The 19979-nt window shown below is 73.2% G+C and carries 19 protein-coding genes; 12 read left to right on the top strand and 7 right to left on the bottom strand.

All coding sequences use genetic code 11. The features are described from left to right. Position 1 precedes the first annotated feature (1 nt). The 3 genes from ACIP6W_RS15635 (at position 2) to ACIP6W_RS15625 (ending at position 3184) form a co-directional block, all read left to right on the top strand. Positions 2-1129 carry a glycosyltransferase family 1 protein gene (locus tag ACIP6W_RS15635; protein WP_209685187.1) on the top strand — a complete coding sequence of 376 codons (1128 nt, stop codon included), beginning with the start codon at positions 2-4 and terminating at the stop codon, positions 1127-1129. Continuing rightward, positions 1126-2001, top strand: a complete 876-nt coding sequence (locus ACIP6W_RS15630) for a glycosyltransferase family 2 protein (protein ID WP_209685185.1) — start codon at positions 1126-1128, stop codon at positions 1999-2001. Before ACIP6W_RS15635 ends, ACIP6W_RS15630 begins: the two co-directional genes overlap by 4 nt. A 61-nt stretch (positions 2002-2062) precedes the next feature. Next, complete coding sequence (locus ACIP6W_RS15625; protein WP_209685184.1) at positions 2063-3184, top strand: glycosyltransferase family 2 protein; 1122 nt, start codon at positions 2063-2065, stop codon at positions 3182-3184. A 183-nt stretch (positions 3185-3367) separates the two neighbouring features. Here ACIP6W_RS15625 and ACIP6W_RS15620 read toward each other — a convergent pair whose 3' ends face one another. From ACIP6W_RS15620 to ACIP6W_RS15605, 4 genes are read right to left on the bottom strand one after another with little or no spacing between them, the layout of a single operon-like run. Next, the gene (locus ACIP6W_RS15620) at positions 3368-5293 is read right to left on the bottom strand and encodes a glycosyltransferase (protein ID WP_400430376.1); all 1926 of its coding nucleotides are present in this window, start codon (positions 5291-5293) and stop codon (positions 3368-3370) included. Next, on the bottom strand, positions 5293-6156 hold the full coding sequence (gene rfbA, locus ACIP6W_RS15615; RefSeq protein WP_066655026.1) for a glucose-1-phosphate thymidylyltransferase RfbA: 864 nt from the start codon (positions 6154-6156) through the stop codon (positions 5293-5295). The genes ACIP6W_RS15620 and rfbA overlap by 1 nt, the downstream gene beginning before the upstream one ends. Before the next feature lie 10 nt (positions 6157-6166). After that, on the bottom strand, positions 6167-6775 hold the full coding sequence (locus tag ACIP6W_RS15610; RefSeq protein WP_066655027.1) for a dTDP-4-dehydrorhamnose 3,5-epimerase family protein: 609 nt from the start codon (positions 6773-6775) through the stop codon (positions 6167-6169). A gap of 24 nt (positions 6776-6799) precedes the next feature. Continuing rightward, the gene (locus ACIP6W_RS15605) at positions 6800-7912 is read right to left on the bottom strand and encodes a glycosyltransferase (protein WP_400430374.1); all 1113 of its coding nucleotides are present in this window, start codon (positions 7910-7912) and stop codon (positions 6800-6802) included. Positions 7913-8087: 175 nt separating this feature from the next. On the opposite strand from ACIP6W_RS15605, the gene ACIP6W_RS15600 reads away from it, so the two are divergent. The 5 genes from ACIP6W_RS15600 to ACIP6W_RS15580 are packed head-to-tail and all read left to right on the top strand — an operon-like array spanning position 8088 to position 13402. Continuing rightward, positions 8088-9029, top strand: coding sequence for a glycosyltransferase family 2 protein (locus ACIP6W_RS15600; protein WP_251159514.1), 942 nt, complete (start codon positions 8088-8090; stop codon positions 9027-9029). Between the two features lie 4 nt (positions 9030-9033). Then, the gene (locus tag ACIP6W_RS15595; protein WP_400430372.1) at positions 9034-10593 is read left to right on the top strand and encodes a DUF2142 domain-containing protein; all 1560 of its coding nucleotides are present in this window, start codon (positions 9034-9036) and stop codon (positions 10591-10593) included. A gap of 42 nt (positions 10594-10635) precedes the next feature. Beyond that, on the top strand, positions 10636-11622 hold the full coding sequence (rfbB, locus tag ACIP6W_RS15590; protein WP_400430370.1) for a dTDP-glucose 4,6-dehydratase: 987 nt from the start codon (positions 10636-10638) through the stop codon (positions 11620-11622). A gap of 14 nt (positions 11623-11636) precedes the next feature. Next, the gene (gene rfbD, locus ACIP6W_RS15585) at positions 11637-12488 is read left to right on the top strand and encodes a dTDP-4-dehydrorhamnose reductase (RefSeq protein ID WP_400430368.1); all 852 of its coding nucleotides are present in this window, start codon (positions 11637-11639) and stop codon (positions 12486-12488) included. After that, positions 12485-13402 carry an NAD-dependent epimerase/dehydratase family protein gene (locus ACIP6W_RS15580; protein WP_400430366.1) on the top strand — a complete coding sequence of 306 codons (918 nt, stop codon included), beginning with the start codon at positions 12485-12487 and terminating at the stop codon, positions 13400-13402. The genes rfbD and ACIP6W_RS15580 overlap by 4 nt, the downstream gene beginning before the upstream one ends. A gap of 52 nt (positions 13403-13454) precedes the next feature. On the opposite strand, the gene ACIP6W_RS15575 is transcribed toward ACIP6W_RS15580, so the two are convergent. Further along, the gene (locus ACIP6W_RS15575; protein WP_400430364.1) at positions 13455-14636 is read right to left on the bottom strand and encodes a glycosyltransferase; all 1182 of its coding nucleotides are present in this window, start codon (positions 14634-14636) and stop codon (positions 13455-13457) included. Between the two features lie 29 nt (positions 14637-14665). Here ACIP6W_RS15575 and ACIP6W_RS15570 point away from each other — a divergent pair, with 29 nt between their 5' ends. The 3 genes from ACIP6W_RS15570 to ACIP6W_RS15560 all read left to right on the top strand — a co-directional run bounded on the left by ACIP6W_RS15570 (position 14666) and on the right by ACIP6W_RS15560 (position 17830). Then, positions 14666-15817, top strand: a complete 1152-nt coding sequence (locus ACIP6W_RS15570) for a YbhN family protein (protein WP_400430362.1) — start codon at positions 14666-14668, stop codon at positions 15815-15817. 76 nt (positions 15818-15893) lie between these two features. After that, positions 15894-17036, top strand: a complete 1143-nt coding sequence (locus ACIP6W_RS15565) for a glycosyltransferase family 4 protein (protein ID WP_400430360.1) — start codon at positions 15894-15896, stop codon at positions 17034-17036. 104 nt (positions 17037-17140) lie between these two features. Continuing rightward, a complete protein-coding gene (locus ACIP6W_RS15560) occupies positions 17141-17830 on the top strand; it encodes a hypothetical protein (protein WP_400430358.1) in 690 nt (229 codons plus the stop codon). Between the two features lie 42 nt (positions 17831-17872). Here the strand turns inward: ACIP6W_RS15560 and purE are convergent, their stop codons facing one another. After that, the gene (gene purE / locus ACIP6W_RS15555) at positions 17873-18379 is read right to left on the bottom strand and encodes a 5-(carboxyamino)imidazole ribonucleotide mutase (protein WP_400430416.1); all 507 of its coding nucleotides are present in this window, start codon (positions 18377-18379) and stop codon (positions 17873-17875) included. A gap of 128 nt (positions 18380-18507) precedes the next feature. Then, positions 18508-19644: a 5-(carboxyamino)imidazole ribonucleotide synthase gene (locus tag ACIP6W_RS15550; protein ID WP_251159523.1), complete on the bottom strand. Its 1137-nt coding sequence runs from the start codon at positions 19642-19644 to the stop codon at positions 18508-18510. A gap of 134 nt (positions 19645-19778) precedes the next feature. On the opposite strand from ACIP6W_RS15550, the gene ACIP6W_RS15545 reads away from it, so the two are divergent. After that, on the top strand, positions 19779-19979 hold a 201-nt coding region (locus ACIP6W_RS15545), incomplete at its 3' end, for a GtrA family protein (RefSeq protein WP_400430356.1).

Here is a 19979-nt window from a genome sequence, read left to right as displayed (position 1 = left end):
CGTGCGGGCACTCCCCGTGCTCGTCGACGCGACCTCGGTCCCCCCGAACCGCGGCGGCGTCGCTCGCTACATCGCCGGTCTGCTGCAGGGCCTCGGCGACCTGGACGTCCGCGTCGACGTCGTCGCGAAGCCCACTGACCTCGCGTGGCTGCGCGGACTCGCACCGGCGCACCGGTACCACGCCGCCCCCGGTTGGACCGCGTCGCGGCCCCTCCGGCTGCTGTGGGAGCAGGTCGGCCTGCCGGGGCTGCTCCGACGGAGCGGGGCGACCGTCCTGCACAGTCCGCACTACACGTTCCCGGTGACCCGCGCCTCCCGGACGGTCGTCACCCTGCACGACGCGACGTTCTTCTCGGACCCGGCCGCGCACTCACGCCTGAAGGTGGCGTTCTTCCGCGGGTGGACCCGGGTGGCGCGCCGGTGGGCCCGCGCGACGGTGGCGCCGAGCGCCGCGACGGTCGCGGAGCTCGACCGTCTGGCGGGCCGGGCCCGCCGAGCCACGGTCGTCGCACACCTCGGCGTCGACGCGACCGTCTTCCGCGTGCCGTCGGCGACCGAGACCGCCGCCTTCCGCGACGCCCACGACCTCGACCCGGACACCGACTGGATCGCGTTCCTCGGGACCGTCGAACCCCGCAAGCAGGTGCCGGCGCTCCTCGCCGCGCACCGAGCCCTGCGCACCCGCGGCACCACCGTCCCACCGCTGCTCGTCGCGGGCGGACTCGGCTGGGACGAGCCTGCCCGTGCCGAGCTCACCACCGCCGGCGACGTGCCCGGCGCGCCCGTCCGGTACCTCGGGTACCTGCCGGTGGAGGAGCTCCACGTCCTGCTCGGAGCCGCGCGCGTCACGGCCTACCCGAGCACCGGCGAGGGCTTCGGGCTGCCGGTGCTCGAGGCGATGGCGTCCGGCGGCGACGTCCTGACGACCCGCCGGCTCGCGATCCCCGAGGTCGGTGGTGACGCGGTCACCTACACCGAACCGGACACCGACGCCATCCGCGACGCGCTCGCGGCGATGCTCGACGAGCCCGCCGACGCCCGCGCCGACCGCGTGCGTCGGGCCCGCGCGCGAGCTGCCGGGTTCACCTGGGCCGCCTGCGCCGAGCGCCACGTGGAGGTCTACGCGTGAGCGACCGGACGCCGCACGGTGGTGCGCCCGCCGGCAGGGCGGCGATCGTCACGGTGTCGTACGAGTCCGGCGACGTGCTGCCCGCGTTCCTGGCGTCCACCGCCGCAGCGAGCACCCGGGACGTCGAGGTCGTGGTCGCCGACAACGACTCGTCGACCGCCGACGCGCTCCGCCGCGTGACCGAGTCGGCCGGGGCGCGCTTCGTCGCGGTCGGCGCGAACCTCGGGTACGGGGCGGCCGTCAACCGTGCCGTGGCCTCGCTCGACCCCGACGTGCGGTGGGTCCTCGTGTCCAACCCCGACGTCGTGCTGGCCCCCGGAGCGCTCGACCGCCTGGTCGCCACCGCCGAGACGGACCGGACGATCGGGGCCGTCGGTCCGCGCCTGCTCGAGCCCGACGGCGTGGTCTACCCGTCGGCGCGGCTCGTCCCCTCGCTCCGCACCGGGCTCGGTCACGCGGTCTTCGCGAACGTCTGGCAGGGCAACCCGTGGACGAAGCGCTACCGGCAGGACGGTGACCACACGGTGCGTCGCGACGCCGGCTGGCTGTCCGGCGCGTGCGTGCTGGTGCGCCGCGACGTGTTCGACCGCCTGGGCGGCTTCGACGAGGCCTACTTCATGTACTTCGAGGACGTCGACCTCGGCTGGCGCATCGGCCGCCTCGGACTGCGGAACGTGTACGAGCCGGAGGCGATCGCCACCCACGTCGGCGGCACCGCGACGCGCGGGTCCTCGGACCGGATGCGCCGTGCCCACCACGAGAGCGCCTACCGCTTCCTGGCCGGCAAGTACGCCGCGTGGTGGCTCTGGCCGTTGCGAGCGGTGCTCCGCCTGGCGCTGGCCGTGCGTGCGCGAGCCACGCGGACCCGCTGAACCCCGGTAACCTCTCAGGGAAGCACGCCCACCCGCCCTCCCCCGACCCGGATTGCAGCACATGATCCTCGCCGTCACCCTGATGGTCCGCGACGAAGCGGACGTCATCCCCGCCTGGCTCGACCACCACGTCGCCCAGGGCTTCGACGTCTTCGTCATCACCGACAACGGTTCGACGGACGGGACGACCGCCCTGCTCGAAGCGTTCGCCGAACGTGACGACGTCACCGTCGACCTGCGCCACGACCCCGTCCACCGCAAGCAGCAGGGCACCGTCGTGACCGGCATGGCCCGCGACGCCGCGGCGGTGCACGGGGCCGACTGGGTGGTGAACGCGGACGCCGACGAGTTCGTCCTGCCCGTCGACCGGTCGCTCACCGTCCGCCGGGTCCTCGAACGCCTCGACCCGGTCGTCGGCGCCTTCACCGTCCCCGTCGTGAACCTCGTCGGCGCACTCGCCGAGTCGGGTGCCGGAGTCGAACGCCTGCACTGGCGCGACGAGCGCTCCGTCGACGAGCTCACCGCCATCGGCCTGCTCGCCCCGCCCACCGCGAACGCCGTCCACGTCGGTGACCCGGACGTCACGGTCGTGCAGGGCAACCACCAGGTCAGCGTGGCGAACGGCGCCCCGGTGCCCGAGGAGCTCGCACTCGAGGTCCTGCACCTGCCGTGGCGGTCCTGGGCGCAGTACGCCCACCGGGTCGAGGTCACCGGCCGCGCCTACGACGCCAACCCCGACCTGACGCCGAGCCCGCGCCACCACGGGATGCGCGACTGGCGCCGCCTGCAGGAGGGGGTCCTCCAGCCCGTCTTCGCCCTGCGCTTCGTCACCGAGGACGAGGCCGAGGCGGGTCCGTTCACGCGCGACGACGGCGTCGCCGACGTCCTGCGACGCGCGGGATCGGCCGCCCTCGGCGACGCCGAGCCGGTCGTCCCGACCGACCGCCTCGAGGAGCTCCGCGCACTCGGCCGCGCGGTCGTCGACCGTGACCACCGGATCGCCGACCTCGAGGACGAGGCCCGCCAGGCGACGGAGCTCGCGGACTCGCTGCGCCGGACGGTGCAGTTCGAACGCGATGCCCATCGTGCGACGGAGGCCGAGCTCGCCGCGGTGCGCGCACGACGGGTGGTCCGGCTCGCCGACCGCGCCGGCGCCGTCGCACGGCGGATCCGCGCGCGCTGACGAGCACCCGGCCGGTGCGCCGCCGCGCGCCGGCCGGGTGGGACGCGCTGACGAGCACCGGCCGGTGCGCCACCATGCGCCGGCCGGGTGGGCCGCGCTGACCGTCGCGTCCGCGCCGATCCCGTCGACCGCGTCAGCCGCATCGGCCCTGCGGGCCGGGGCACCGCGCGGGCGCGCTGCCCGTCAGCCCTGCGCGCGGACGCGACGCACGGCGTCGAGCAGCGTCTCGGCCCGGTTCCGGAACGAGTGCTCGGCGCCGATCCGCTCCCCCCGCGCCACACGGTCCTCGAGCGTCGCCGACTCCCCCGCGCGGACGGTCTCGCGGAGCTGCTCGACCGAGGTGTACGTCCGCACCGCGCCGTGGAAGAGGTCGTCGACCCCCGGCACCGGATCGGTCACGACCAGCGCCCCCGAGGCAGCGGCGTCGAACAGCCGGTTCGACAGGAAGCCGTCCCGCGCCATGTCGTCCCAGTGGTCGTTGAGCACCACCCGGGCGGTCCGGTAGAGCGCCGGCAGGTCGTCGTTCGCCACGAAGACACCACGGTGCACGCCCTCGGGCAGGAGCCCCTCCCAGCCCTCGCCCCACACCGCGAGGTCCACCCCGGCCTCGACGGCGTCGCGGACCACGGGCCGGAACACCCGTCGGGTCTTCCCGACGAACGCGGTGTCGAGCGCGCCGAACGCGGCGTCCGGAGCACCCGGGTGGAAGCGGGCAGGGTCGGTCGCCTGCAGCAGCGGCGCGACCGGCAGCCCCGTCTCCCCGGCGACCCGGGTGGCCCACACCGGCCCGGCGGCGAACCGCAGGTCGTAGCGTGCCAGCTCCGCCGGCGTCACGAGGTCCGGGTGCGAGATCACCCAGAGCACGTTCGTCGCCGAGGGGTGCACCGGGGTGTCGTCGAGTCCGCGCAGGGTCAGCGCGACGTCGTCGAGGTGCTCGGACAAGGGCCGGACGTGCGACTCGCGGTGGTCGACGACGACCTCCTGCCCGAGACCCCGCAGCGCCCGCGCGAGGTCGCGCGCGAAGAACGTGTCCCCCCAGTCGTCCCCCCGTGCCCCCGGGTGCGCCGCGATCCGCAGCGACCAGCGCAGCCGTTCCCCGCGGTCGCGCAGGGACAGCCGCTCGGTGCCCCGCTCGGCCCGGACGACGGGTTCGCGGAGCGCCACGGGCGCACCGACCGGGTCCGCGGTACCCCGGATCGGGAGGAATCCCAGGCGCTCCAGTGCCGGCGCGGTGCACTCGTCGCGACGTCCTCGCCAGACCGCGAGCGCATCCGCCGCGTCCGCGTCGTAGCGCCGTTCGCGGACGGCCGGGTCGCCGTAGGCCCGCCCGAGCGGCACGAGGACGCAGTCGCCGTGCAGGTCGTCGGCGGTGTCGCGGGTCAGCCGGGCGACCGCGGTGCGGGTGTCGACGGTGCGGACGGGGTCCGCGAGCGCGGCGACGGGCGCGGCGAAGCAGGGCAGGTCCGCCGCGAAGACGGCCGTGCCGTCGAGTCCGTCGGCGTCCTCGGCGGGGTGGCCGCGCAGCAGCGACGCGACCGGGGCGGTCGGCTGGGGCAGGGCCGCGCCGGCGCTCAGCACCACGTCGTCGGCCGACCGGACGACGGCCACGGCGACCCGTGCCTCCCGGCCGACCGTCGCGACGAGCCGGGCGTGGGCGCCCTCGGGGAGGGTGATCGCGGCGTCCTGGACCACGACCGTGGCGGACCGGAGCTGCGCGCGTGCCGCGGCGACCGCGCCGCCCCAGGTCGCGGCGACCGTGCGCCGCGCGACCACGTGGTCGGCCGCTGGCTCGACCGGCGCGTAGGTGCTCGTCGGGGCGGCGTGCACGTCGTACGCACTGACGACGACCGTACGTGCACCGGCGGCGACCGCGGCGGCGACCGCCGGTCGGTGCGCTCCGTCCCGGAACGACCGCTCCTGCACGGTCACGACGACGTCGAACCCGTCCGGTGCGGCCGTCGGCCGGTCCGTCACGAGGGACGTGTCGACCGGGAGGCGCGGCTCGGCCGCTCCGTCGACCGCACCACCGCGGGTGGTGGCGTCGGGACCCGTCCGCTCGGCTCCCGCCGCAGCGGTCCGCCCGAACAGCCGGCCGAGCCGGGACGCCATCAGCCCTGCAGCAGGGCGTTCAGGTAGACGCCGTAGCCGCCCTTGACGAGGGGTGCCGCGAGGTCGGCGAGCTGTGCGTCGTCGATCCACCCGTTGCGCCAGGCGATCTCCTCGATGCAGCCGATCTTGAAGCCCTGGCGGTCCTCGATGACCTTGACGTACTCGGACGCCTGCATCATCGACTCGAACGTGCCGGTGTCGAGCCAGGCGGTCCCGCGGTCGAGGACCTGCACACCGAGCTTGCCCGCCTCGAGGTACCGCTCGTTGACGGTGGAGATCTCGAGCTCACCGCGTGCGCTGGGCTCGATGGTCTTCGCGATCTCGATGACCGAGTTGTCGTAGAAGTACAGCCCCGGGACGGCGTAGTTCGACTTCGGCTGCGCGGGCTTCTCCTCGATGGAGACCGCGGTGAACGCATCGTCGAACTCGACGACGCCGTACGCCGTGGGGTCGGCCACGTGGTAGGCGAAGATGGTCGCACCGTCGACGCCGGTGTTCTTCCGCAGGTTCGTGCCGAGGCCGGTGCCGTGGAAGATGTTGTCGCCGAGGACCAGCGCGACGCTGTCGTCGCCGATGAACTCCTCGCCGATGACGAACGCCTGCGCCAGGCCGTCCGGGCTCGGCTGCACGGCGTACTGGATGTCCATGCCGAGCGACGAACCGTCGCCGAGCAGGGCCTTGAACTGCTCGTTGTACTCCGGCGTCGTGATGACCAGGACCTCGCGGATGCCGGCCATCATGAGCGTCGACAGCGGGTAGTAGACCATCGGCTTGTCGTAGATCGGCATGAGCTGCTTGCTGATGCCCTTGGTGATGGGCCAGAGGCGCGTGCCGGAACCACCGGCGAGGATGATGCCCTTCATCGGACCGTCCTTACTTCTTCGTGCGGAGGGACTCGGTGTAGGCCACCGCTTCCTCGTAGGTCGGCAGCAGGCCCTGCTCGGCGGCCTGCTCGAGCGTCGGGGCCGAGGTGTCCTTCTCGGAGAGCACCGGCTCGCCGATCCCCTCGGGCAGCTCCAGGCCGACCGTCGGGTCGAGGATGCTGATGCCCTTCTCGCGCTGCGGGTCGTAGTGGGCGCTCACGAGGTAGTTCACCGTCGAGCGGTCCTCGAGCGCGACGATGGCGTGGCCGAGTCCCTCGGACAGGTACACGGCCCTGCGGTCGACGTCGTCGATGCGGACCGCGTCCCACTGGCCGAACGTCGGCGACCCGACACGGATGTCGACGATGTAGTCGATGAAGGCTCCGCGGACGGCGGTGACGTACTTGGCCTGGCTGGGGGCGACGAGGGCGTAGTGGATCCCGCGGGCGACGCCGGCGGACGAGATCGACATGTTCACCTGGCGGAGGTCGAGCGGGTGACCGACCGTGTCCTCGAGGACGTCGGCACGGTACGCCTCGAGGAACGCTCCTCGTGCGTCGCCGTGCTGGACGGGCGTGAACTCCCACGCGCCGGGGATCTTCAGTTCGCGGATCTGCACCGGGGCAGCCTAGCAAGGAGCGCGTCAGGACAGCCCGAGGGCCCGGCGCCATGCCGCCTCGCCGGGTCGGTCGTCCCCGACGGTGCGCTCCGCCAGGACGTACCGGCGCGCCCGCCGGACACGGGCGTCGGACTCGCGCAGGGCAGCACGGACCGCCCGCTGCCACGCCTCCGGCTGGTCACCGACGAGGAGACCACCGTGCGAGTCGGCGCCCCGGTACGACGGCCGGTCCGACCCGACGAAGGGCAGGCCGAGCATCGTGTACTCGAGGAACTTGAGGTCGCTCTTCGCGTCGTTGAACCGGTCGCCGGTCAACGGCGCGACCCCGGCGGACCACCGGTCGGCCTGCGCCCGGAGGAACGCGACGAAGGCCGGGTAGTGCTGCGCCCCCTCGGGGAGCGCGAGCCGTTCGTACCAGGTGTCGTCGTCGCCGGTGACCCCGACGACCTCCAGCCGGACCGGCCGGCCGTCGTCGTCGGTCAGGTCGGCGAAGACCGGACGGAGCAGGTCGAGGTCGCCGCCGTGCGTCGCGCTGCCCATGTAGAGGACGCGTCGCGGGCTGCGGTCGTCCGGGCCGGCGGCGGCAGGGCCGACGGGGTCCGCGTCCCACAGCCCGGGTTGGACGCCGTTCGGCACCACGACGGCGTCGACGCCCTGGGCCGCGAGCACGTCGCGGAGCGTCGGGGTGGACACCACCACCGCGTCGGCGCCCCGGACGAGCCGATCGACGGAGGCGAGCCGGTCGGGGTCGTACTCCGCCTGCGCGAGGCGTGTGCGCGCCTCCGGGGTGAAGAAGTCGTCGTCGACCTCCGCGACGATCCGCGTGCCCTCGCGGGCGGCCCTGGCGAACGCGGCGTCGAGCGCGGCGACCGGGAAGGCGTCCCGCTGCACCAGGATCGCGTCGAGGTGCGCGGTGTCCGACCCGTCCGCCCAGCGCACCGGGTCCACCTGTGCGACCCGTGCCCTCCCGGACGCGGCGAGCGCCGTCATCCGTCCCGTCACCCGGACGTGTGCCGACGCGGGGTGCACGCCACCGGCACCGTGCACGACGAAGCCGACCAGGGGCGGCGGAGCGGTCGGGGTGGACGGCGCGCGCCGACGGAGGAGACGGGCGACGGACGACCGGAGGGGAGCCATGACCCCCATCGTGACACGGCCCGCGGGACCAGCTGCGTAGACTGACAGCTCGCCCGCCCGTCGTGACGGGGCGTCGTCACCATCGCTGCGACCCGTCGCGGCGGCCCGCAGCAGCGATCCGCCGTGCCGTGTGTCGACCGCCCATGCAGGCAGACCCCAGGAGACCCGCCAGCTCGTGAAACTGTTCGTCCAGATCCCCTGCCTCAACGAGGCCGAGACGCTCCCCGCGGTCCTCGAGACCATCCCGACGTCGATCCCCGGCGTCGACGAGATCGAGGTCCTCGTCATCGACGACGGTTCGACGGACCGCACGGTCGAGGTCGCGCGGGCCCACGGGGTCCGACACTTCGTCAGGCACACCACGAACATGGGGCTCGCGCGCTCGTTCCGAGACGGTGTCGACTACGCCCTCCTGCACGGCGCCGACATCGTCGTGAACACCGACGGCGACAACCAGTACCCGCAGGCGCACATCACGGAGCTCGTGCAGCCGATCCTGCAGGGCCGGGCCGACATCGTCATCGGTGATCGCCAGACGCGCACGATCGAGCACTTCTCCGGGTTCAAGAAGGCGATGCAGACCTTCGGGTCGTGGGTCGCCAGTCGTGCCGCCGGGCTGGACCTGCCCGATGCCGCGAGCGGGTTCCGCGCGTACTCGAAGTACTCGCTGATCCGGCTGAACATCGTCACGCGCTTCAGCTACTGCATGGAGACGATCGTGCAGGCCGGGTACAAGCGCCTCGCGATCGCGAGCATCCCGATCACCACGAACGCGAAGACCCGCGAGTCACGGCTGTTCAAGAACATCTGGCAGCACATGTTCCAGTCCGGGTCGGCGATCGCCCGCGTCTACCTGATGTACCGGCCGATGGCGCTCTTCGCATCGGTGAGCGCCGTGTTCGGGGTCGCCGGGTTGATCCCGTTCGTGCGGTACCTCGTGCTGCTGTGGACCGACAGCGGCGGCAACCACCTGCAGTCGCTGATCCTCGGCGTGACCCTGGTGATCGCCGCGCTGCTCGCGATGACGATCGGAGTCGTCGCCGACCTGACCCGCATGAACCGCACGCTCGCCGAGGAACAGCTCGACCTCCAGAAGCTCGCGCGGTACGGCGACTGACCACATGACCTCCCCCACGAGCCGGCAGGAGGCACGTCCGTCGGTCGGCCGCGCGGAGGGGATCGCGCTCGGGTGCGTCGTCGCGGTGTTCGCCATCGTGCTCGGCCTCTGGGCCGTCCTCGTGCCGCCGTTCCAGGCACCCGACGAGCAGGCCCACTTCGACACCGCGCTGCACCTGGCGACCGGGGACCCTTGGGTCGGACCGGGCGACCAGCGGTACCTGCGGGCCGTGCAGGCCGCCGCGGGTGAAGCGGCTGCCGACCAGACGGCGTTCCCGCCCGCGTCCCGGTCCACGGTGGAGGAGCTCCGCACCGCGAACCCGGGGATCGACGTCGGCGCCGTCGACCAGATGACCCAGCACCCGCCGACCGCGTACGTCCTGCAGGCCGTCCTGCTCCGCCTGGTCGGGTTCGAGCACCTCCGGTGGGACCACGCCCTGCTGACGCTGCGAATCGCCGACGCCTCGCTCGTGCTCCCCCTCCCGCTGCTCGCCTGGGCGGCGGTCCGTCGGATCACGCGCTCCCCACGCGCTGCCGTCGTGGGGGCGGCGGCCGTCCTTGCAGCGCCGGAGCTCGCCTCGATCGCCGCGTCCGTGACGAACGACGCGCTCGTGTACCTGCTCGGCGGTGTGGTCACGGCGGTGCTCGTGCGGGTGCTCACCGGCGACCGTCGACGCCGGGTGCTGGTGGTGCTCGGACTGGCGCTCGGCGCGCTGGTGCTCACCAAGGGCACGGGGCTGCCCGCGGTCCCCGTGGTCGCGCTCGCCCTGGTCGTCGGACCCGGCGCTCCCAGGTGGGGCCGACGGACCGTCGAGACCCTCGGCACGCTGATGCTCGCCGGCGCCTTCGGGGGCTGGTGGTGGGTCCGGAACGTCGTCGTGCACCACACCCTCCAGCCGGACGGCTACGCGGCGATCCGGCCACCGCAGTCCTTCCCGCCGGGCGAGGGCCCCGACCTCGCGACCTTCGTCGACGTCAGCTGGGGCACGGTCATCCGCACGTTCTGGGGCAGTTTCGGGTCGAACGCCAGCGCCGCGCTCTCCCCGTGGCTCGTCGTCCCGGTCACACTCGTCACGGTGGGCGTCGTCGCCGTGCTGGCGTTCCGTCGGGCGCCCGAACGTCGCGCCGCGGTCGTCCTCGCGGTCTTCCCGGTCCTGCTCCTCGCCGGGCAGACGATCACGAGCGCACGGGCGTACCTCGTGACGGCATCGGTCGTCGGGACCCAGGGCCGGTACCTGTTCCCGTCGCTCGTGGCCCTCGTCGTGCTCAGCGCCGTCGCCTGGCGGCGGCTCCCCACGGGTCGTCGCCGGTCCGGCGCGCTCCCGGTCGCGCTCACCGCGGCCGCGGTGGCGATGGCGTGCACGGGTCTGGTGACCGCCGCCACCCGGCTCGTCCCCGACTCCGGATACGCCGTCTGGTCCGAGGGTGCCCCCGGCTCGACGGCCATCGCGGCGCTGGGCGTCGCGGCGCTGGCGGTCACCGCCGTCGCGCTGTCCGCGGTGGCGCGCACGCCCCCATCGCTCCCCCGGGGTGGCCTCGACGGCCACGCGCCGGAGCCCCGCTAGACTGCTCGCCGACCGCAAACGGCCAGGAGAAGGAAGAACAGCGTGAAGATCCTCGTCACCGGAGGAGCCGGCTTCATCGGCTCCAACTTCGTCCGTCGGACGCTCGAAGACGCCTACCCCGGCCTCGAGGGCGCCGAGGTCGTCGTCTACGACGCCCTGACCTACTCGGGCAACCTGGAGAACCTGGCATCCGTGTCCGGCTCTCCGCGCTACTCCTTCGTGCAGGGTGACATCCGCGACGCCGCGAAGCTGGACGAGGTCGTCCCGGGCATCGACGCGATCGTGCACTTCGCCGCCGAGTCGCACGTCGACCGATCGGTCCGCGACTCCGGCATCTTCGTCGAGACCAACGTCGTCGGCACGCAGCGCCTCCTCGACGCCGCGCTCCGCCACGGCACCGAACGCTTCGTGCACGTGTCGACGGACGAGGTCTACGGCTCGATCAGCGAGGGCTCGTGGGATGAGGAGCGTCCGCTCGAGCCGAACTCGCCGTACTCGGCATCGAAGGCCGGCAGCGACCTGCTCGCCCGCAGCTACCACCGCACCCACGGGCTGAACCTCTCGATCACGCGCTGCTCGAACAACTACGGGCCGTACCACTTCCCCGAGAAGGTCATCCCGCTCTTCGTCACCAACCTGATCGACGACCGGCACGTCCCGCTCTACGGCGAGGGCAACAACATCCGTGACTGGCTGCACGTCGACGACCACACACGCGGCATCGCGATGGTGCTCGTCAAGGGCCGTGCCGGCGAGACCTACAACATCGGCGGCGGCACCGAGCTGACCAACAAGGAGCTCACGCAGCTGCTCCTCGACGCAACCGGCAAGGACTGGTCGTACGTCGACCGCGTCGAGGACCGCCTCGGCCACGACCTCCGCTACTCGGTGGACATCTCGAAGATCCAGGCCGAGCTCGGTTACGAGCCACAAGTGCCGTTCGAGCAAGGCCTCGCCGACATCGTGCAGTGGTACCGCGACAACCGCTCGTGGTGGGAGCCCTTGAAGGAGCGCGCCGCGCTCGCCTGAGCCGGACCGACACCATGACCCGGTTCCTCATCACCGGTGCCTCCGGCATGCTCGGCCAGGACCTCCAGCAGGTCCTGGCCGGACGCCCGGTCACGGCGCTCTCCCGAGCCGACCTCGACATCACCGACCAGGCCGCTGTCGACGAGGCTGTCGCCGGCCACGACGTCGTGCTGAACGCAGCGGCGTACACGAAGGTCGACGACGCCGAGACGCACGAGGCCGACGCGTACGCGGTCAACGCCACGGGTCCCGGGGTCCTGGCGACCGCCGCTACCGCAGCCGGTGCGCGCCTCGTCCAGATCTCCACGGACTACGTCTTCCCCGGCACGGGGACGACGCCCTACTCCGAGGACGAACCGACCGATCCGCTCGGCGCCTACGGGCGCACGAAGGCCGCCGGTGAGCATGCTGTGCGCACGATCGCGCCGGACTCGTCCCTCGTCGTCCGCACCGCATGGCTCTACGGCGCCGGCGGCCCCAACTTCGCCAGGACGATGGTCCGCCTCGCGGCCACGCACGACACGGTCAGCGTCGTGACCGACCAGGTCGGGCAGCCGACGTGGACCGGGGACCTGGCCCGCCAGGTCGTCGCGCTCGTCGACGCCGAGGCCCCGGCTGGGGTGTACCACGGCACGAACGGCGGCGAGGGCTCCTGGTACGACTTCACCCGTGCGATCTTCACCGAGGTCGGACTCGATCCGGAACGGGTCCTGCCGACCGACAGCTCCGCGTTCGTACGGCCCGCACCGCGTCCGGCGTACAGCGTCCTCGGCCACGACGGCTGGGCCCGCGCCGGCCTCACGCCCATGCGCGACTGGCGGGACGCCCTGCACGCAGCCGTCGGAGCCGGCGTGCTCTCCGCGTGAGCGACAGGACCGCCCTCGTCGTCGGTGGCGGCGGGTTCCTCGGCCACGCGGTCGCCCGCGCCCTCGAGCGCGCCGGCGACCGGGTGGTCGTCCCGCGTGTCCCGTGGGACGACCCGGACGCTGCCGCTGCTGCACTGCGCGAAGCGGTGACGGCAGTCCTCGAGCGCGATCGCCCCTGGCGCATGGTCTGGAGTGCCGGGACCGGGATCGTCGCCTCCGGCGAGCAGGCCTTCTCGAGCGAGCGAGCGATGCTCGACCGGGTCCTCGCTCCCGCCGGGATCGTCACGTCCACACCGGGCGAGGTGTTCTTCGCGTCCTCCGCGGGCGGTGTCTACGCCGGCGCGACGGGTGTGCCGTTCGACGAGCACACCGAGCCTGCACCGCTCGCCCCGTACGGACGGAGTCGGCTGACCGCCGAGCAGCACTTCCGGGAGTTCGCTTCCCACACCGGCGCACGACTGCTCGTGGGACGCATCGCGAACCTGTACGGGCCCGGCTCGAACCTGCGCAAGCCGCAGGGGCTGGTGTCGCAGCTCGCGCTCGCCCACGTCGAGCGGCGTCCGTCGTCCATCTACGTCCCCATGGACACCACCCGGGACTACCTGTACATCGACGACGCGGCGGCGATGGTGGTCGAGGGCCTCGACGCGGTCGCGGCGGGTCCCTCTGGTGCGACGACCACCAAGATCCTCGCCTCGCAGCAGGGACGGACCATCACCGAGGTCGTCGAGGCGGTCTCCGCTGCCTTCGGCGAGCCCCTCGACGTCCGCGAGGGCCACGACTCCTCGGCACCGTTCCACGGCCGGGACCTGCGGTTCCGGTCGTCGGTGCTCACCGAGCTCGACGACCGCGAGCACGTCCCCTTCGCGGAAGGCGTCCGTCGCACGGTCGCAGCCGTGCGCGCGTCGCGCTGATCGCACCGCGTGAGCCCGCCGCGGTGGAACCGCGGCGAGCTTCCCGACGGATTCAGCCTTGCAAGGCTGCCGCGAGGAGCGTCCGGTAACGCTCACCGACCGCGCCGACCGTGTGTGCCGCTGCGGTCGCACGGGCGGCCGCACCGAGCCGCTCAGCGAGTTCCGGTGCGGCCAGCAGCCGGTCGAGCGCGGCGGCGAGCGCGTCGGCGTCACCGGGCGACACGAGCAGGCCGTTCACGCCGTCCTCGACCACGTCGACGATGCCGGGGACCGCCGAGGCGATGATCGCGCAACCGGCCGCCATCGCCTCCAGCAGGGCGACGGGGAGCCCGTCGCGGTCGCCGTTCGCTGCCGGGACCGACGGGTAGACCGCGATGCCCGCCTGCGCGTACCGGGCGGCGAGGGCTTCCTTGCCCTGCGCGCCGATGAAGTCGACCTCGGCGCCGGCGCGGGCCTCGAGCGAGGTCCTGAGCGGACCGTCGCCGACGACGACGACCTCGCTCGGACGCCGCTCCAGGCGGTCGAGCGCCTCGAGGAGCACCGTGGCGCCCTTCTTCTCGACGAGGCGGCCGACGAACAGGACCCGGTCGGGCACACGGCGCTCCCGCGCGGTGGCCGAGGCGATGGGCGCGAGGTCGACCCCCATCGGGACGACGTGGACCTGTTCGTCCCGGGCGCCGAGCGCCCGGAGTTCCCGCGCCATGTCGGTGCTCATGCACGTGACCGCCGAGGCACTCGCGACGACGGACCGCTTGACGCGCTGCAGCAGCGGGTGCCGCAGTGCGTAGAGGTCGCCGCCCAGCGTGGTGACGACCCGGGGCAGACCGCCCAGGACGACCTTGCCGACGACGCCCTGGGGGATGATCCAGTGCAGCAACGCGACGTCCGGGCGCGACCGCCGTGCCTCGCGTCGGAGTGCCCACGCCATCGCACCGAAGAAGAACGGCACCTGGAGCCAGCGGACCGGAGCGGCCCGGAGGTTGTCGACGATCGCGCCGTCGGCGAGGTCACGCCACCGGGCGGGGAAGTAGGAGTACCGCCGTACCTCGACCTCGCCGATGCGCTGGTGCTTCCGCGCACCCCGGGTCATCGGCGCGACGACCACGACACGGTGGTCGGAGGACAGTGCGGTGGCGAGGTCGAGCACGAAGCCCGGGGTACCGTCTCCCGCTTCGGCCGGGAACGTCGACGCGGCGACGAGCAGGGTCGGACGGCCGGCGGGATCGGGGTGCATGCAGCGCTCTCGCTTAGAGTGGTCGATCGATGGACGCACGCCAGCCTACGGGGTCCGCCGCCGACGGAGCACCCGCCGACGGGGGTGCAGCACCCGAGCCCACGACCGAGTCGACGACGCCTGCCAGCGCGCCGACGACGCCCCCCACGGCGTCCGCCACCCCGCCGACGACGCCCCCCACGGCGTCCGCCACCCCGCCGACGACACGCGCGTCGGCGTCCCCCGCCGCGCCACGGAGCCGCCGCGCGCGCGTCCTCGACGTCGTCAAGTGGGCCGCCGCCGTGGTCGCGGTGGTGCTGCTGGTGGTGGGGGTCGCACGGCAGTGGGACGAGATCGTCGCGGACTTCGCACGCCTCGACGCACTGACGGTCACGCTCGGCATCGTTCTCACCCTCGCTGCCCTGGTCGCGAACATGCTGTCGTGGCGGGCGATGATGGCGGCAACGGGGTCCCGGCTCGGGCTGGCCGCGGCGTCGTCGATCTTCTTCGTCGGCCAGCTCGGCAAGTACATCCCGGGCGGGGTGTGGTCGATCGCCGCCCAGGCGGAGCTCGGACGGGCGCACGGCCTCGCCAGGACGGGCAGCGCGGTCGCCTCGCTTGCGTCGATGCTCGTCAGCATGGTCACCGCTGCCCTGGTCGGCATCCTCGCGCTGCTCGTGGGATCCGCCGACGGCCTCGTCACGTTCTGGTGGCTCGCGATCGTCGTCGTCCTCGGTCTCGCCGCCCTCACGCCGCCGGTGCTGGGCCGGCTCATCGCCGTCGCGATGCGGCTGCTGAGACGACCACGTCAGGACATCTCCCTGACCTGGGGCGCCACCACCGCGTCGATCGTGTGGTCGGTCGTCATGTGGGCGGCCTACGGCGTGCAGGCGACCCTCGTGCTGCGCGCGTTCGGAGCCGACTCGCCCGTCCTGCTGCCCGTGGCGACGGGTGCCTACGCCGTCGCCTGGCTCGTCGGCTTCCTCGTGGTCATCGCTCCGGCCGGCCTCGGACCGCGCGAGGGGGTCCTGCTGTTGCTGCTCGGGTCGGTGACGGACAGCACCGGCGCGCTCGCGCTCGCAGTCGTCAGTCGGGCGTTCATGACCCTCGGTGACGTCCTGCTCGCGGGGGGCGGTGCCGCTCTTGCGGTCCGGCACCGACGGCGGAGCGCAGCAGCGGCGGTCATCGACCGGGCACCGTGAAGACCCGGCCTCCCCTGGTAGTGTCCGGATCTGGCGAGCAGCCGCGCCGTCGGACCACAACGAGGAGCACCATCGCATGACCACTCTCCGCGTGATCGTGGACCAGGTGATCGCTCCGGTCCCGGGCGGCATCGGGCGCTACGCGGAGGAACTCACCCGGAAGCTCGTCGAGACCGCTCCGGCCGGCTGCGAGGTCGAGGCCGTGGTCTCCGCGACCTCCCCCGTGGAACTCGAGCGACTCCGCACCCTGCTGCCGGGGATCGCCGACGTCGAACGGTTGGTCCTGCCCCGGCGCGAGCTCGCGCTCGCCTGGCAGGCGGGCCTGGCGCACGGGGCGTCGCACGGCATGGTGCACGCGCCGAGTGTGCTGGCTCCCCTGGTGAAGCACGACCGGTTCCGCGAGGTCGGTCGACAGACCGTGGTGACCGTCCACGACACCGTGCCGTGGACGCACCCCGAGACACTCACACCCCGCGGTGTGCACTTCCACAAGGCGATGGTGAAGCGCGCGTGGCGCCACGCGGACGCCGTCGTCGTGCCGACGCACGCCGTGGCCGCGGCGCTCAACGAGATCCACCGCTTCGACGACCGGCTCCGCGTCATCGGCGGTGCGCCGAGCGCCCGGCTCCGGCTGCCGGTGGACGCCGACCTGCGGGCCGAGCGACTCGGACTCCCCGACCGCTACGTCCTCGCCGTCGGCACGCTCGAACCCCGCAAGGGCCTGCGTCCGCTGATCGAGGCGATGGCGCACGCGGAGGCCCCGGTCGACGTCCCCCTGGTGATCGCCGGCCCGGACGGCTGGGGTGACGTGGACGTCACGGCGACCGCGGAGCAGGCCGGACTCACGCCGGGCCGGGTCAGGGTGCTCGGACGCATCGACGACGCGGACCTCGCGGTCGCGTACGACCGGGCCTCGGTCTTCGTGTTCCCCAGCCTGGCCGAAGGCTTCGGCCTGCCGGTGATCGAGGCAATGAGCCTCGGGACACCCGTGGTCCACTCGGACGACCCCGCACTGCGCGAGGTCGCTGCGGACGCCGGGGTGACGGTCGCCCGGGAACCCGCCGCCTCGTACCCGGAACGGCTCGCCCAGGCCGTGTACCAGGTGGTGCACGACCCGCACCTCGCCGAGCGCCTCGCGATCGCCGGACCCGACCGTGCGCGCATGTTCGACTGGACGGACTCGGCGCTCGAGACCTGGCAGCTGCACGCCGACATCTAGGTCCGCTCGCTGGCGTCACCCGCCGCATCGCGGATGCGCATCGATGCACCGGGCGACGTGTGTCGCCTCCGGCCGGGGCGTGGAGCGCCTGAGATCATCGGGACATGCAGCGACGCCGTTCCCTCCCCGTCCTCACCGCCTCGACCGCGATCGGCCTCGGGCTCGCCCTCACGCTGTCCGCGTGCTCCGGCGCCGAGGACCCGGCACCCAGCGGGTCGGCGACCGCCACGCGCTCCGCCTCGGCGACGCCCACCCCGTCGGGGACGGCAACGGCACCGTCCGGTGACGCGACGCCGACGACCCCGTCCGACGACCAGACCGGACCGATCGACGACGGGACCGGACCCGGCACCGGGAACGGCAGCGGCGTCGACCAGCCCGAGTCGGTCGACTTCGGCGTGGTGACGGAACAGGGCATCGCCGCGGCCGGGGGCGGGACGGTCGTCTCGCTCGTCGGCACCGGCGACAACTGGACCGTGGTCGTCGCCGGGCCCGACGGGTCGCAGACGCAGTCGGTCGTGTCGGCGACGCTCGGACGCGTGACGTCCGGGCCCTTCCCGAAGGACGCCGACGAGGCCACGAAGGCGGCGAACGTCGCCCGGGCGGCGGCGGTGCGGATCGACGCCGTCGCAGCAGCGGACCGCGCGCTCGGCGCGGTCGCAGGCAGCTCCCTGACGTCGCTGGTGCTCGGAGGGTCCGGTCAGCCACCCGTGTGGACTGCGACGGTGACCGCGGGCGGGACCACCTCGACGGTCACGGTGGACGCCGTGACGGGGACGACCTCGGCCTCCTGACCGGGGTCGGCCCGCCGTCGCGCAGCGCGCGTCGGGGACCGATCAGAGCTGGTCGCGGAGCGCGCGGGCCTTCTGCTCGACGACCTGCTCGAGCCCGGACGCGTACTCGGCGAGTCGGTCCGCCACGACGGCGTCCCCCGAGCCGATGATCCTGGCCGCGAGGAGTCCGGCGTTCGCGGCGCCGTTGATGGCCATCGTCGCGACCGGGATCCCGGCCGGCATCTGCACGATGGACAGCAGCGAGTCGAGGCCGTCCAGACGTGCCAGCTGCACCGGGACGCCGATGACGGGCAGCGTCGTCAGCGACGCGACCATCCCCGGGAGGTGCGCCGCCCCTCCGGCGCCCGCGATGACGACGCGCACGCCCCGCCCGGCGACCGCGCGCCCGTACCGCACCATCTTGTCCGGTGTGCGGTGGGCCGACACCACGTCCGCCTCGAACGGGATGGTGAGCTCGTCGAGGATCTCCGCGGCCGCACGCATGGTGGGCCAGTCCGAGTCCGATCCCATGATGATCGATACGAGCGGCTCTGGCGCAGTGTGTTCCATCACCCGACGAGCCTAGCCGTCGTGCAGCGCAGGCCGTCTGCCGGTCGGGAGGCGCGTGGCGGCCGGTCCCCGTGCCTCCCGTCCGGCGGGCACGGCGCAGGCCGCGTGCTCACCCGACCGTCGGACGATCAGTCCGCGAAGTGCTCCGCGGCGCTCCGCGCCCGCCACACGACGTCGTCGACGTCGTCGCCGATCACGGTCACGTGGCCGACCTTGCGACCCGGCCGCGGGGACTTGCCGTAGAAGTGGTACTTCGCCTCCGGGAACGCCTCGAGCGCAGCGGGGTACCGAGCGGCGAGGTCGCCGTCCGCCGGACCGCCGAGCACGTTCACCATGACGGCTGTGGGCGCGTGCATGCCGGTGGCCCCGAGCGGCAGGTCCAGCACCGCACGCAGGTGCTGCTCGAACTGGCTCGTCGTCGACCCGTCGATGGACCAGTGGCCGGTGTTGTGCGGGCGCATCGCGAGCTCGTTGACGAGGATGCGCTCGTCGTCCGTCTGGAACAGCTCGACCGCGAGCACCCCGGTGACCCTGAGCTCCTCGGCCAGCCGTACCGCGATCGACTCGGCCACGTCGGCGATCCGGCCCGCGCTCGCGGGGGCCGGAGCGATGACCTCTGCGCAGACGCCGTCACGCTGCACGGTCTCGACGAGGGGCCAGGCGACCACCTCGCCGGACGGGCGACGTGCCACCGACTGCGCGAGCTCACGGGTGAACGGCACGAGCTCCTCGACCAGGAGCGCCTGGTCGCCGCCGGCCTCGGACACGGCGAGGAACCAGTCGTCGACGTCGGAGGGGTCGGTGACGACGCGGACGCCCTTGCCGTCGTAGCCGCCGCGCGCCGTCTTCACCACGGCCCGGCCGCCGTGCTCGTCGAGGAAGGCGCCGAGCTCGGTCTGGTCGTGCACGGCCGCCCAGTCGGGCACCGGGACGCCGAGCTCGGTCAGCCGGGTCCGCATCGTGATCTTGTCCTGGGCCACCGCCAGCGCCTCGGGGCCCGGCCGGACAGCCACGCCGGCGTCGACGAGCCCGCGCAGGACGTCCTGCGGGACGTGCTCGTGGTCGAAAGTGACGACGTCCACGTCGCGCGCGAAGGCCAGCACCGTGTCGAGGTCGCGGTGGTCGCCCTCCGCCGTGACCGCGATGGCCGCGGACATGCCCTGCCCCTCGGCGAGGACACGGACATCGAGCCCGAGCTCGATCGCCGCGGGGACCATCATCCGAGCGAGCTGGCCGCCACCGATGACTCCGACGCGCAACGCCATGCTGTGAGTTCCTTCCGCGGTTCTCACCGTCCGGAGAGCACCGCTCGTCTATAGTTTCCTGTCGGTCGATCTTCGATCCACCGCGGCGGTCCCTCGGACCCACCGACAGTCACTCTACGGATCCAGGAGGCCCCGTGCGGCGTCTCATCGCCCAGCTCGCCCGCTTCGGCATCGTCGGGGCCGTCGGCTTCGTCGTCGACCTCGGGGTGTTCAACCTGCTGCGGGCGACGGTCCTGTCGACGGACGAGATCCACTCGGGTCCGTTCTGGGCGAAGGTCGTGTCGACGATCGTCGCGATCTTCGTGAACTGGATGGGCAACCGCTACTGGACCTTC

It is taken from the genome of Curtobacterium sp. NPDC088465, assembly GCF_044753165.1.
Lineage (GTDB): Bacteria > Actinomycetota > Actinomycetes > Actinomycetales > Microbacteriaceae > Curtobacterium.
The sequence above is the reverse complement of the archived record's forward strand: the minus strand, read 5'-3'. Positions and strand labels throughout refer to the sequence as shown.

Bases quoted from the DNA above. Each gene is read 5' to 3' on its own strand.
- ACIP6W_RS15625 (WP_209685184.1), top strand. From the start codon at position 2,063: ATGATCCTCGCCGTCACCCTGATGGTCCGCGACGAAGCGGACGTCATC.
- ACIP6W_RS15620 (WP_400430376.1), bottom strand. From the start codon at position 5,293: ATGGCGTCCCGGCTCGGCCGGCTGTTCGGGCGGACCGCTGCGGCGGGA.
- rfbA (WP_066655026.1), bottom strand. From the start codon at position 6,156: ATGAAGGGCATCATCCTCGCCGGTGGTTCCGGCACGCGCCTCTGGCCC.
- ACIP6W_RS15605 (WP_400430374.1), bottom strand. From the start codon at position 7,912: ATGGCTCCCCTCCGGTCGTCCGTCGCCCGTCTCCTCCGTCGGCGCGCG.
- ACIP6W_RS15595 (WP_400430372.1), top strand. From the start codon at position 9,034: ATGACCTCCCCCACGAGCCGGCAGGAGGCACGTCCGTCGGTCGGCCGC.
- rfbD (WP_400430368.1), top strand. From the start codon at position 11,637: ATGACCCGGTTCCTCATCACCGGTGCCTCCGGCATGCTCGGCCAGGAC.
- ACIP6W_RS15575 (WP_400430364.1), bottom strand. From the start codon at position 14,636: ATGCACCCCGATCCCGCCGGCCGTCCGACCCTGCTCGTCGCCGCGTCG.
- ACIP6W_RS15570 (WP_400430362.1), top strand. From the start codon at position 14,666: ATGGACGCACGCCAGCCTACGGGGTCCGCCGCCGACGGAGCACCCGCC.
- ACIP6W_RS15565 (WP_400430360.1), top strand. From the start codon at position 15,894: ATGACCACTCTCCGCGTGATCGTGGACCAGGTGATCGCTCCGGTCCCG.
- ACIP6W_RS15560 (WP_400430358.1), top strand. From the start codon at position 17,141: ATGCAGCGACGCCGTTCCCTCCCCGTCCTCACCGCCTCGACCGCGATC.
- purE (WP_400430416.1), bottom strand. From the start codon at position 18,379: ATGGAACACACTGCGCCAGAGCCGCTCGTATCGATCATCATGGGATCG.
- ACIP6W_RS15550 (WP_251159523.1), bottom strand. From the start codon at position 19,644: ATGGCGTTGCGCGTCGGAGTCATCGGTGGCGGCCAGCTCGCTCGGATG.